The 12619-nt window shown below is 63.8% G+C and carries 11 protein-coding genes; 9 read left to right on the forward strand and 2 right to left on the reverse strand.

Annotation, left to right across the window (positions count from 1 at the left end; genetic code table 11):
• Window positions 1-66: 66 nt before the first annotated feature.
• The gene (locus tag ACVOK8_RS09290; RefSeq protein ID WP_481566546.1) at window positions 67-999 is read right to left on the reverse strand and encodes a lytic transglycosylase domain-containing protein; all 933 of its coding nucleotides are present in this window, start codon (window positions 997-999) and stop codon (window positions 67-69) included.
• Between the two features lie 145 nt (window positions 1000-1144).
• Here ACVOK8_RS09290 and miaB point away from each other — a divergent pair, with 145 nt between their 5' ends.
• From miaB to ACVOK8_RS09335, 9 genes are all read left to right on the forward strand, one after another.
• Window positions 1145-2596, forward strand: coding sequence for a tRNA (N6-isopentenyl adenosine(37)-C2)-methylthiotransferase MiaB (gene miaB, locus ACVOK8_RS09295; protein WP_481566547.1), 1452 nt, complete (start codon window positions 1145-1147; stop codon window positions 2594-2596).
• A gap of 580 nt (window positions 2597-3176) precedes the next feature.
• Window positions 3177-4163 (forward strand): PhoH family protein, encoded by a 987-nt coding sequence (locus ACVOK8_RS09300; protein WP_481566555.1) that lies wholly within the window; start codon window positions 3177-3179, stop codon window positions 4161-4163.
• Entirely contained in the window at window positions 4160-4645 is a 486-nt protein-coding gene (gene ybeY, locus ACVOK8_RS09305; protein ID WP_481566548.1) for an rRNA maturation RNase YbeY, read from the forward strand. Before ACVOK8_RS09300 ends, ybeY begins: the two co-directional genes overlap by 4 nt.
• Window positions 4646-4739: 94 nt before the next feature.
• On the forward strand, window positions 4740-5399 hold the full coding sequence (locus tag ACVOK8_RS09310; protein WP_481566549.1) for a hypothetical protein: 660 nt from the start codon (window positions 4740-4742) through the stop codon (window positions 5397-5399).
• A gap of 162 nt (window positions 5400-5561) precedes the next feature.
• Complete coding sequence (locus tag ACVOK8_RS09315; RefSeq protein WP_481566550.1) at window positions 5562-6215, forward strand: hypothetical protein; 654 nt, start codon at window positions 5562-5564, stop codon at window positions 6213-6215.
• A 71-nt stretch (window positions 6216-6286) separates the two neighbouring features.
• Window positions 6287-7165: an HlyC/CorC family transporter gene (locus ACVOK8_RS09320; RefSeq protein ID WP_282272562.1), complete on the forward strand. Its 879-nt coding sequence runs from the start codon at window positions 6287-6289 to the stop codon at window positions 7163-7165.
• A 62-nt stretch (window positions 7166-7227) separates the two neighbouring features.
• Window positions 7228-8400, forward strand: coding sequence for a lipoprotein N-acyltransferase Lnb domain-containing protein (locus ACVOK8_RS09325; RefSeq protein ID WP_481566556.1), 1173 nt, complete (start codon window positions 7228-7230; stop codon window positions 8398-8400).
• 14 nt (window positions 8401-8414) lie between these two features.
• Complete coding sequence (locus tag ACVOK8_RS09330) at window positions 8415-9428, forward strand: magnesium and cobalt transport protein CorA (protein WP_481566551.1); 1014 nt, start codon at window positions 8415-8417, stop codon at window positions 9426-9428.
• A gap of 30 nt (window positions 9429-9458) precedes the next feature.
• Window positions 9459-10751, forward strand: coding sequence for a M24 family metallopeptidase (locus tag ACVOK8_RS09335; RefSeq protein WP_481566552.1), 1293 nt, complete (start codon window positions 9459-9461; stop codon window positions 10749-10751).
• 311 nt (window positions 10752-11062) lie between these two features.
• Here the strand turns inward: ACVOK8_RS09335 and ACVOK8_RS09340 are convergent, their stop codons facing one another.
• Entirely contained in the window at window positions 11063-12430 is a 1368-nt protein-coding gene (locus tag ACVOK8_RS09340; protein WP_481566553.1) for an NAD-dependent succinate-semialdehyde dehydrogenase, read from the reverse strand.
• Between the last annotated feature and the right edge of the window lie 189 nt (window positions 12431-12619).

Consider the following 12619-nt stretch of genomic DNA (forward strand, 5'->3'; position numbering starts at 1 on the left):
ACGCGATCAAACACCAGTCCGCGAAATTTGTCACGGCCTGCTGCAACAGAATCATTCGGGGACGGTCTACTGGCGCGTGGCCAGCTCGCCACGGTAGCGGTCGGCCAACTGTGCGACGCGCTGCACGTAGTACTGGGTTTCCTTGTACGGGGGCACACCACCATGGCGATCCACCGCACCTTCACCGGCGTTATAGCCCGCTGCGGCCAAGGTCAGGTTGCCATTGAAACGACGCAGCAACCACGACAGGTATTGCACGCCACCGCGGATGTTCTGGCCGGCGTCATAGGAATCAGAGACCCCGAAGCGTCGCGCGGTAGGTGGCATCAGCTGCATCAAGCCCTGCGCTCCGGCGCGACTGAGCGCGGTCGGGTTGAACGCCGACTCGGCGTGGATGATGGCCCGCACCACCGCTTCTTCGACACCGAATTCGCGTGCGGCCGAGGCGATTTCGGTGCTGTAGGCCTGGGTATTCAACCGCACCGAGCCGAAGTTGACCCTGGAGTTCACGCCACAGGCAAAGCAACGCTCGATATAGCTGTATTGAATGGTGCGCACCGCGCCGATGTTGGCCACCTGGGCCGGCCGGCTGCTGGTGTAGTGGCGCACTCCATCCTTCATATAAGAGTAGACCTGCCCACTGACCACCCGTTGCGCCCGCCCTGCCGTTGCTGGCGCTGGCGTGGGCGGCACTGCGGCGGGGGCGGCCTGCGCAGCCACCGCCGTCGAACCGCCGGTGTCGCCGGTTGCCGGAGTCGCCACCTGCGCAGCCGCAGCAACCGGGGCTGCGACCGGCGCTGGGGCCGGCGGAACATAGCGCGGCACATCGCGGGTCGGCCGATAACTGCTGACCACGCTGCAGCTCGCGCCACTGACGCGTTTGCTGACGTAATTGGGCACTCCATCGCTGCCAACACACTTGTACAGCGTGCCCGCACTGGCCGGCAAAGCGCCCAATGCAACTGCGAGAATGCCGGTGATCCCCAAAATCCCCTTCATGGGCGCGAGTCTCCCAGCTTCGCAGGGGCTTGCCAAGTATTTGACGCAGCGGTTTTCGTGCTGGAGCCGCTAGACCGATACAATGGACGGCTACGAATGCAGCCCCAGCGGCTGCGTGCCCGCCCACCCGTCTGGAATAAGCGCCATGCCCGGGACGCCAGCTACCCCCTTGCCGATCACGGCCGGCTCTGCCGCGCCTACTGTTGAAATGACCACACCAGAATTGATTCCCCTGCCCGGCCAGCGGCCGACGGTTGCCGGCGGCGCGCGCGGCAAGCTCTACATCAAGACCCACGGTTGCCAGATGAACGAGTACGACTCGACCAAGATGGCCGACGTACTCGCCGCTGCCGAGGGTCTGGAGCTCACGGACAACCCCGAAGAAGCCGACGTGGTGCTGGTCAACACCTGCTCCATCCGCGAAAAGGCGCAGGAGAAGGTGTTCAGCCAGCTCGGCCGCTGGAAGGCGCTCAAGGCCAATGGCCGCGACGTCATCATCGGCGTCGGCGGCTGCGTGGCCTCGCAGGAAGGCGAAGCCATCGTCAAGCGTGCGCCCTATGTGGACCTGGTGTTCGGCCCGCAGACCCTGCACCGCCTGCCGGAGCTGATCCGTGCCCGCCGCGAGCAGAACAAGCCGCAGGTGGACATCAGCTTCCCCGAGATCGAGAAGTTCGACCGCATGCCCGAGCCGCGTGCCGAGGGCCCGTCGGCCTTCGTCTCGATCATGGAGGGCTGCTCCAAGTACTGCTCGTTCTGCGTGGTGCCCTACACCCGTGGCACCGAGGTCAGCCGCCCGTTCGAAGACGTACTGGTCGAATGCGCCCAGCTCGCCGATCAAGGCGTGCGCGAGATCAACCTGCTTGGCCAGAACGTCAACGCCTACCGTGGCCCATACGGCGACGGCGAGATTGCCGACCTCGGCCTGCTGATCCGCACGCTTGCGGAAATCGACGGCATTGGCCGAATCCGCTTCACTACCTCGCACCCGCTGGAATTCAGCGACTCGCTGGTGGACGCCTACCGCGACGTGCCGAAACTGGCCAACTACCTGCACCTGCCGGTACAGGCCGGCAGCGACCGGGTGCTCAGTGCGATGAAGCGCGGCTATACCGCGCTGGAGTTCAAGGCCAAGATCCGCAAACTGCGCGCGGTCCGCCCGGACATCTCGATCAGCTCGGACTTCATCGTCGGTTTCCCCGGTGAAACCGATGCCGATTTCGAGAAGACCATGAAGCTGATCGAGGACGTGGGCTTCGACCAGAGCTTCTCCTTCATCTATTCGCGCCGCCCCGGCACCCCGGCCGCCGACCTGGAAGACACCACCAGCGATGCCGACAAGCACGCCCGGCTGTCGCGGCTGCAGGCACACATCAACGAGCATGCTGCGGGCATCTCGACGAACATGGTTGGTACGGTGCAGACGGTGCTGGTCGAGGGCCCGTCGCGCAAGGACCCGAACGAGTTGACTGGCAAGACCGAGAACATGCGTTCGGTGAACTTCCCAGCCAGTTCGCGGCTGATCGGGCAGTTTGTGGATGTATTGATCACCGAGGCCTTCAGTAATTCGCTGCGTGGGCGGGTGGTTACGCAGGACTGAGGTCGCGCTGACGCCCGATTGCAGGGCTTGGTTGGTGGAGCCACTTCTTACGGACAATGGGCTGCGAGGCCGGGACCGAACTTTGCTAGTCCGACGCAGGAGCGCCCTCACCCCCGCTCCGCGCCCCGACCCTTGCGCTGGCGCAAGGTCGTTCGATGGGCAGCGAACCAGTGGTTCACAAGCTGCCCCTCTCACCCCGTTAGCGGGAGAGGGGAAAAGCCTCCGCCGCCGGTTCTGGCTGCTGCCCGGCGGCTGCGGTCATTTATTCGCCACACTGACCCAGAGCCCGTCGTTATTGGGCTGCGCACGGTTATCCACACGTTCATCCCGAATCGATCCACAAAAATTGTGGACAACTTGTTACCCCTAAACCGTCAAATGTGGCGGTTTTTTAACCACCCCGCCAAGAGGCTTATGCCGCAAGGGCTGGACAGGGATATCCACAGCTTGGCCCACGCCACATCCACATCGACTGTGGAGAACCCGGACCACTATCTGCCCCGCTGGTGGTCCGTCACCCGCAGGGGTACCCTTCCAAAGTCCAAGGCACGGCTTCGCCGGCCAGCAACTGTCAGTGAAAATGACCACCACCACGCATCGCGACTTCACTCTCGACCCGATTGATAACGAACGGCTGGCCAATCTGGCCGGGCCCTTCGACGAGCATCTGCGCCAGGTCGAACTCAAACTGGGCGTTGAAATTGCCAACCGCGGCAATGTCTTCCGTGTCAGCGGCCCCGGCAAGACCGCACTGGAAGCGGAAAAGCTGCTCAAAGCCCTCTACGTGGAAGCAGCCGAAGCCGTCTTCGACAGCCACGCCATCCACCTGCGGCTGAACCGCGCCAATGTCGATCATGTGACCGAGCAGGCCTATGAAGCGCAGGAAATTGCGGTCAAGGTCAAGCGCGGCACCGTGCGTGGTCGCGGTCTCAACCAGGCCAGCTACCTGCACCAGATCGCCACCCATGACATCAGCTTCGGTATTGGCCCGGCCGGTACCGGCAAGACCTTCCTGGCGGTGGCAATGGCCGTGGACGCACTGAATGAATCGCGCGTGCAACGCCTGATCCTGGTGCGCCCGGCTGTGGAAGCCGGCGAAAAACTTGGCTTCCTGCCCGGCGACCTGACCCAGAAGGTCGACCCCTACCTGCGCCCGCTCTACGATGCCCTGTACGAAATGCTGGGCGTGGAAAAAGTGGCCAAGCTGCTTGAGAAGAATGTCATCGAGATCGCTCCGCTAGCCTATATGCGCGGCCGCACGCTCAATGACGCCTTCGTGATCCTGGACGAAGCGCAGAACACCACCATCGAACAGATGAAGATGTTCCTGACCCGCCTGGGTTTCGGCTCGACCGCAGTGGTCACCGGCGACCTGACCCAGACCGACCTGCCCAAGCACGTCAAATCCGGCCTGCGCGACGCCATCGAAGTGCTGCGCGGCGTGGACGGGGTCAGCTTCACCTTCTTTGAATCGCGCGACGTGGTACGCCACCCGCTGGTGGCCCGCATCGTCAGCGCCTATGACCGCCGCGATCTGCAGCAGGTCAAACCCGGAGCAAGCGAATGACCAAAGGTCCCGTGCGCCTTGATGTAGCCGTCAGCTACGCCCTGCCCCGCGCCGGCCTGCCGGCAGCGGTGAGCTTCCGCCGCTGGGTGGCTGCCGCCTTGAAGGGCCGCATCCGCGAGGCTGATCTGGCCATCCGCGTGGTCGACGCCAAGGAAGGCCAGTCACTGAACCGCCACTACCGGGGTAAGGACTACGCCACCAACGTACTCAGCTTCCCAGCCGAGCTGCCCGAAGGCCTGCCCAAGGGCGTGAAGTTCCCCTTGCTGGGCGACCTGGTGATCTGCGCGCCGGTGGTTGCCCACGAGGCCGAGGAGCAGGACAAGGCGCTCAACGCCCACTACGCCCACCTCACCGTACACGGTGTGCTGCACCTGCTGGGCTGGGACCATGAGGACGACAAGGAAGCCGAGGCAATGGAACAGCTGGAGCGCGAGATCCTGGCCGACCTGGGCATTGCCGACCCCTACGCAGGCGAGCGCTGAAGCCATCGGGCACTGAACTTGCAACCTACGCCCGCAACTTGTTGAATGTGCTCCGCGAATTCACCTCGGAGTCTTCAGGATGCAAGACCGAAGCTTGTCCCGCGTCGCCATGACGTTGATGCTCATGGTGGTTGCCAGCGCCGCGTTCCTGCAGGTTGTCCGTCTCCATGAGAATGGAACGCCGCTCAGGGACATCGCGCTGATTCTGCTTTTGGTACTACCGCTGATGGCACTGCTTCTTGGCATAGTCTGGCTTTTCAACAGAATCAGTCATACCCGTACTGGCCGCGCGCTTCGTGCGGGCGTTACAGGTCTGTTCGTTCTCTCGACGATGGCGATTCTGGGCATGACGGCCTACATCTGGTTTTCCGCCGCTGGCAACGCTCAATATGGCCTGCCAGAAGCGAACGCATTGGCACTGCAGGTCTGCGCCATCATAAGCGTGTTGTCCGCACCGGTAGGTTGGCGCGCACTTGTCGACTATACGGGCCGACGCAAAACCGCGACGATGCCATTCTTTCAGGCTTCACCCGTCCGCCTCAGTATTACCTTCATGCTGGTAACAGCGCTGATCCTGGCGCTTGGGACGTCCCAGTTCCTGTCGATGGGCTCCACCAGCCTGGGCACAGGCTCATTCTCGGTGATCGGCCTGACCCTGCTGGTCTGCATGTCGCTGACGATCCCATTGATCCTGCTTGCACGACTGCTTCAGATCAGTGGTGCCTGGCTGCGCCAGCGCTGGGCAAGACCCTGACCGAACAGCCGGGGTGCCTTGCTCTGCTGAGGCTGCAATGCCACCTCCGGCAGCAGTCCTCTTTTGTTCCGGCACCCACAAGCACATCCCGACTCCACTTCGCAGAGCTCCAATATCAAGGCAGCCCGGCAAAAAGCCCAACCGCGTGCACCGGGTCGGCCGGTGCAACTATCATCCAGCCTGATCGAACACTGGGACCGCATTGCTGTGCGCCTGACCTTCCTGCCTCTACTGCTGGCTTCCATCGGAATTGCCCATGCCCAGCCCGCCATCGACCTGCCCGCCCTGATCGAATGCCGGCAGAGCGTCAGCGAGTTCGCTGCACTGGCACCCATCGCCAATGACCCACTGAAAGCGGTAGCCCTGGGCTGGCGGCCGTTGCCGCAGGGCAACCTGTTCATGGCCGAGTACATGCTGAACACCCCGATCACGGTGTTCGGCCACAGCGCCGACCATATCGCCATGGCCGGCGGCACCATCATCGCCGTCCTCGACATGCCCGATCCGCGCCCGCTGGCCAAACAGCTGGAGCTGGAAACCGGCTACGACGCCCCTGACAAGTTCATGGCAGGCCGCGAGCTGGTCAGCCGCGACGTCAACGACGCCAAGACCGGCGAAGCGCTGATCGAATCGGTGATCCTGGGCGTGTCCACGGTCAAATCCCACCCAGGCAAAACCCTGGCCGGCTGCACCTACAGCCTGGACCTGCCCGCCGAGGGAGAGGCCCCACCCGCTCCCGACAAGCCTGCCGCCCCCCCAGCCGATGTACCGCCGGTAGCCCCAAGCGTAAAGACCCCCAACCCGCCGCCAGCTTGAACAGACCGCGGCAAACATCCTGCTAGACTTGTCGGCACCGCCCGGCCTGCCGGGTGCAGTCAAACCAAGAGATGTCTGAAGACGACAGTAGTACCTCGCCCGAAAACGGCGAGAAGAAACGCAGCTGGCTGGAGCGCCTGGGTTCGGCGTTCTCCAGCGAACCCCACACCCGCGACGAGCTGGTTGGCATCCTGCAGACGGCACAGCAGGACGGCCTGATCGCCGCAGACACCCTGCGGATGATGGAAGGCGCCATTTCGGTGGCCGAGCTGACCGTCGGCGACGTGATGATCCCGCGCTCGCACATGGTGTCGCTGCCGGTGGACCGGCCTTTCATCGAGCTGATGAAGCAGGTGGTCGATTCCGGCCATTCGCGCTTCCCGGTGCACGGTGAGAACAAGGACGACATCCTCGGCATCCTGCTGGCCAAGGACCTGCTGCGCGGCGTGGTCGCCGACAACAGCCACGCCAGCGTGCGCGAACTGCTGCGTCCGGCGGTGCTGATCCCCGAATCCAAAAAGCTCAATGTGCTGCTCAAGGAGTTCCGGCTCTCGCGCAACCACATGGCGATCGTGGTGGACGAGTACGGCGGCGTTGCTGGCCTGGTCACCATCGAGGACGTGCTGGAGCAGATCGTCGGCCAGATCGACGACGAGCACGACGAGACCGAAGACCACACCTCGCAGATCGCCATCCTCGCCGATGGCCGCTATGTGGTGGACGCGCTGACCACCATCGGCGACTTCAACGAGCGCTTCGGCGCCGAGTTCTCCGATGACGATTACGACACCATCGGCGGACTGGTCACCGAGGCCGTTGGCCATTTGCCGGAAATCGGCGATGAGCTGACCCTGGAGCGCTTCGTGTTCCGGGTGGCCAAGGCCGATGCGCGCCGTGTGCAGGCCTTCCACGTGACCATCTTGCCACCTGAAGACCAGGACGAAGCTTGATCACCCTGCGCCTGCCGCGGCTGCTGTCCGCGTTCGCGTCGTTGTTCCTGCTGCTGGCCGCGATGGCCAGCAGCGCACAACCGGCCGCCACCCAAGCCAGCGGAACCAACGCACACCCGGCACCGCGCATCGGCGTGGTGACCATGCTGCCGGGCGAAGTCTTCTTCGAACGCTTCGGCCATGACGCCCTGGTGGTGCTGGACCCGGCAAGCGGGCAGGCAACGTCATACAACTTTGGCTTCTTCGACCCGTCCGAGCCGGATTTCATCGGCAACTTCGTGCGCGGCAAGATGATGTATTACCTGGTCGCCCTGCCACTGGAGCAGGACCTGGCGCAATACGAGAGTGTCGGCCGCGGTGCAAACATCCAATGGCTGGATCTGCCGCCGGCACAGGCACAGGCGCTGGCCGATGCGCTGGCCGAACGGGCCAAGCCCGAAAACGCACGCTATCGTTACGACTACTTCACCTCCAACTGCGCCACCATGGTGCGCGACAGCCTGGACCAGGCCATGGGCGGCGCCCTGCAATCGCAGCTGGCCGGCCGCTCGCGTGGTAACAGCTACCGCAGCGAATCGGTGCGGCTGGCGTCGCCCTCGCCATGGATGTGGCTTGGCTTCGACATCGGCCTGGGCCCGAATGCCGACCAGCCGCTGTCGCGCTGGCAGGAAGCCTTCGTCCCCATGCGTCTTGCCGACAGCCTGCGCGAGGTGCGCAACAGTGAAGGCCGGCCACTGGTACAGGCCGAACAGGAATTGCTGCCGCAGCGCCTGCCACCCGAGCCAAAAGAAAAGCAGCGTTCCTGGTGGCCATGGCTGCTGGTCGGCCTTGCCGTCGCCGCCGCACTGCACGCTGCACGCCGCAAGGCACGCCTGATCGGCGGATTCGCCCTGCCGTTCTGGCTGTTCTGTGGCGTCGCCGGTGGCCTGCTGACCTTCCTGTGGGGCTTCAGCGAGCATCAGGCCGCCTGGGCCAACCGCAACCTGCTGCTGCTCAATCCGCTGGCACTGTTGTTGATTCCCGGCGCATGGAGCCTGTTGCGCGGGCGCCAACCGCGCGCCTGGTTCCGGGTCGTTCTGTGGGCGATGACCGGCATTGCGCTACTCGCGTTGCCACTGCATTGGCTGTCGCTGCAAGCGCAGTTCAACATGCAGTGGATCGTGCTGCTGCTGCCCATCCACGTCGCACTGGCAATGATTCTTGGGCGCCGCAGCTTGGCGTTACCGGCCAGCTGAGGCACGATGCCGGGATGACTACCGGCATCATTCCAACTCCCGCCCAGGCCAACCCGGCCTGCGTGATCAACTGCACCTGGTACGGTGCCGACGGCACCCAGCGCCCGCTGGACTTGGACAGCATCAGCGACGTGCTCGCCGATGATGCCAAGGGTTTCGTCTGGGTCGGCTTGTACGAACCCAGCGACGCCATCTTGGACAAGGTGCAGGAAGAATTCGACCTGCACCCGCTGGCGATCGAAGACACCCGCAAGGCGCACCAGCGGCCCAAGATCGAAACCTACGGCAATTCCCTGTTCGTCGTGGTGCACACCGCGCAGGTGGTGGATGAGCGCATCCGCTACGGCGAAACCCATGCCTTCCTCGGCCCGCGCTTCCTGGTGACGGTGCGGCACGGCGCCTCGCTGTCGTATGCGCCAGTGCGCGCGAGGCTCGAACAGGAGCCCGAACTGCTGGCGATGGGCCCCTCGTTCTGCCTGTACTCGGTGCTCGATGCCGTGGTCGATCACTACCTGCCAATCACCGACAGCTTCCGCGACACCCTGGACCTGCTGGAGAAGAACATCTTCGCCGACACCTATGAACGGCGCACGGTGATCCGCCTGTACGAGCTCAAGCGTGAGCTCAACAAGATGCGGCTGGCGGTGGCGCCGCTGCAGGATGCCTTGGCCCAGCTGCAACGCAACCAGGCGCAGTTGATCAACGAGGAGGTCCGGCTTTATCTGCGTGACGTGCAGGACCACGCCGCCCGCGTAAACGACGCCATCGACACCTTGCGCGAAATGCTGGGCACCGCGCTGAACGTCAACCTGTCGCTGGTGACGCTGGCGCAGGGCGAGACGGTCAAGCAGCTCGGTGCCTGGGCAGCACTGCTGGCTGCACCAACCCTGGTCACCAGCTGGTACGGCATGAACTTCGCGCATATGCCGGAACTGGCCGGACGCTTTGCCTATCCGCTGCTGATGCTCGGTGTCGGCGTGATCTGCGTGGTGCTGTACCGCCTGTTCAAACGTTCCGGCTGGCTTTGATCAGCCACTTCGTCTTTCGAGAGAGCAACCATGCAGCACGACCACTCCAATACCGCACGCCGCAATTTCCTACGCAACACGCTGATTGCCAGTGCCGCGGCCCTGCCGTTGTCACAGCTGGCGTCAGCACAGACGGCAGACAGTAGCGACACAACCCTGCCGGAATCGATGCGTTCCCTGAAGTCGGTCGCAGCCCAGGTGGTACCGATCGGCAACGAGGAGCGCATCGCGCGCGTGGCCAAGGCCCAGCGACTGATGGCCGAACACGGCATCGATGCCGTGTTCATCGGCGCGGGCAGCTCACTGACCTATTTCACCGGCATGCGCTGGTGGGACAGCGAACGCCTGACCGGTGTGATCCTGCCGCGCAAGGGTGAGCCGGTCTACGTGACGCCGGAATTCGAGCGCGTGCGCACGCTGGAGCAAATCAAGCTCGGCAACGATGTGCGCGGCTGGCAGGAAGATGAAGACCCCTACGCACTGGTCGCCAAGGTGCTGCGTGACATGGGCCATGCCACCGGCACGCTGGGCATGGAAGAAGCCGTACCCTACTTCCGCGCCAAAGGCATTGCCGATGCGCTGCCGCAAGCCAAGGTGGTACCGGCATGGCCGGTGGTATCGGGCTGCCGCCGGGTCAAGAGCGCAGCCGAGCTGGCATTGATGAAGCTGGCCAATGAAGCCACCCTGGCGGTGTATGAAGCCGTGTGGAAGGCCTTGAAGCCCGGCATGACCGAGCAGGACATCAGCGGCCTGCTGGCGATGGCCTACGCGCGTACCGGGCTGAATGGCGACGCCAGCGTCAACGTCGGCAAGTACACCGCCTCCCCGCACGGCTCGGACAAACCGCAACACCTGGTCGAAGGCACACCGATCATCTTCGATGGCGGTTGCCGTGCCGGTGGCTATACCAGCGACATCACCCGCACCGTAGTGCTGGGCCAGCCAGATGACGAGATCCGCAAGGTATTCGACATCGTGCTGAAGGCACAGACGGCGGCATTGAACACCGCGCGCCCGGGCGTGGCGATGGGCGATGTGGATGCCGCTGCACGCAAGGTGATCAGCGATTCCGGCTACGGCCCGGATTACCGCTATTTCAGCCACCGTCTCGGCCACGGCATCGGCCTGGACATGCACGAGTGGGATTACCTGGTTCGCGGCAACGCCCACCTGCTGGAACCGGGCATGACCTTCAGCGACGAACCCGGCATCTATGTTCCGGACCGGTTCGGCGTGCGCCTGGAGGACATCCTCTACGTCACCGAAGATGGCGCGGCGCTGATGACGCCGCAGAGCAGGTCCATCGACCAGCCGTTCGGGTGATGAGAGCGGCTGCGCGTTTTGTAGGAGCGGCGTAAGCCGCGAAGCCACCACCAAATCAGAAGCTGCAAAGCATAACCCCTCCCCAACCCTCCCCTTGGCCTTCGGCCAAAGGGAGGGAGCGGCATCCGTAGTGCCGAGCCATGCTGGGCAAGGGCTTTACCAGCAGCCCATGTCAGAGCGGCGAACCCTGCGAAGTCACCGCTGGTCCAAACCATACCCAGCCTGCAATCCAGCGCACTGCAGTTGCAGGTTTTCTTCGGCGCTCATGAGCTGCCGGCTTCGCGGCACACGCCGCTCCTACAAGCTCGGCGTCAGGCCACATAGACCGTTTTGATATTCATGAACTCATGAATACCCGGCCCTGCCAACTCACGCCCAAATCCCGAGCGCTTGGTGCCACCAAACGGCAATCGCGCATCGCTCTTCACCACTGAATTGACGAACGCCGCGCCGCACTGCAGCTGCACGGCGACGTTTTCGCCGCGCAGCACGTCACGGGTCCACACGCTGCCGCCCAGACCGAAGCTGGTGTCATTGGCCACGCGTACAGCCTCGGCCTCATCCTTGACCCGGATGATCGCCGCCACTGGCCCGAACAACTCCTGGTCATACGCCGGCATGCCGGGCCCGACGTTATCCAGGATCGTGGCCTGGTAGCCTGCGTTGCTGCCAGCAACCGCTTCGCCACCCAACAGCACCTTCGCACCCTTGTCGATGCTGGCGCGTACCTGCTTGTGAAGCTCGTCGCGCAGGTCAGCGCGCGCCATTGGCGCGAGGGTGCTTTCCTCTTCCTGCGGATCGCCGTACACGCGCGCCTGCGCGCCCTCGATATAGCGCTGCACGAAAGCATCAGCAATGGAATCGACCAGGATGAAGCGCTTGGCGGCAATGCAGGTCTGGCCCGCATTGTCGAAACGCGACCGCACCGCCGCAGCCGCTGCCTGATCCAGATCGGCATCATCCAGCACCACGAAGGCATCGCTGCCACCCAGTTCCATCACGCACTTCTTCAGCTGGTCACCGGCGTTCGCAGCGATCGACCGGCCTGCACGCTCGCTGCCGGTCAGCGTCACTGCCTTGATACGACGATCACGCAGCACTTCGGCGGCCTGATCGTTGTCGATATGCAGCACATCGAACACCCCCTCCGGAACACCGGCCTCGGCAACAACCTCGCGCAGCAGATCTGCACAGCCCGGCACATTGCTGGCGTGCTTGAGCAAGGCGACATTGCCGGCCATCAAGCCCGGCGCGAGGAAGCGGATCACCTGCCAGATAGGGAAATTCCAGGGCATCACCGCCAACACGCAGCCGATAGGCTGGTAGATGACGTAGCTGCGCTGGGCTTCGGTGGGGATAGGCTGCGGCTTCAGGTAATCGGCGGCGTGGTCGGCGTAGTACTCGCAACCGGCGGCGCTCTTCTCGATCTCGGCCAAGGCCTCGCGGCGCAGTTTGCCCATCTCGGAAGTCATCACACGCTGGATCTCGTCGCGGCGCTCGCGCAGGCCTGCAGCGACCTTGCGCAGGTGGTCACCACGCTGTTCCAGCGACAAGGCCGACCATTGCAGGAACGCCGATTCAGCTGCGCCCAGACGCTGCTCGATGCCAGCAGCAGTCATCAGCTCGACCGTGCGCACGATCTCGCCGTTGAAGGGATTGATAGTCTGATACGACGCCATGGACTCACCTGCATTCAACGAATGCAGGAATGGTAGCGCCGCGAATGTTGCGCTCAGGTAAATCCCGGGGTGCCATGTAGTGCCGAGCCATGCTCGGCAAAGGCTTCACCCGTAGACCCGTTGTGGGGGCGGCATCAGCCGCGAAGCCGGTGGCCCTTCAAATCGCCGCCATGTGGGTGATTTCAATAC

This window comes from Stenotrophomonas sp. STEN083 (genome assembly GCF_056759195.1).

Excerpts from the sequence above, each read along its gene's own strand:
- ACVOK8_RS09290 (WP_481566546.1), bottom strand. The coding sequence starts at position 999 with ATGAAGGGGATTTTGGGGATCACCGGCATTCTCGCAGTTGCATTGGGC.
- miaB (WP_481566547.1), top strand. The coding sequence starts at position 1,145 with ATGCCCGGGACGCCAGCTACCCCCTTGCCGATCACGGCCGGCTCTGCC.
- ACVOK8_RS09300 (WP_481566555.1), top strand. The coding sequence starts at position 3,177 with ATGACCACCACCACGCATCGCGACTTCACTCTCGACCCGATTGATAAC.
- ybeY (WP_481566548.1), top strand. The coding sequence starts at position 4,160 with ATGACCAAAGGTCCCGTGCGCCTTGATGTAGCCGTCAGCTACGCCCTG.
- ACVOK8_RS09320 (WP_282272562.1), top strand. The coding sequence starts at position 6,287 with ATGTCTGAAGACGACAGTAGTACCTCGCCCGAAAACGGCGAGAAGAAA.
- ACVOK8_RS09325 (WP_481566556.1), top strand. The coding sequence starts at position 7,228 with ATGGCCAGCAGCGCACAACCGGCCGCCACCCAAGCCAGCGGAACCAAC.
- ACVOK8_RS09330 (WP_481566551.1), top strand. The coding sequence starts at position 8,415 with ATGACTACCGGCATCATTCCAACTCCCGCCCAGGCCAACCCGGCCTGC.
- ACVOK8_RS09335 (WP_481566552.1), top strand. The coding sequence starts at position 9,459 with ATGCAGCACGACCACTCCAATACCGCACGCCGCAATTTCCTACGCAAC.
- ACVOK8_RS09340 (WP_481566553.1), bottom strand. The coding sequence starts at position 12,430 with ATGGCGTCGTATCAGACTATCAATCCCTTCAACGGCGAGATCGTGCGC.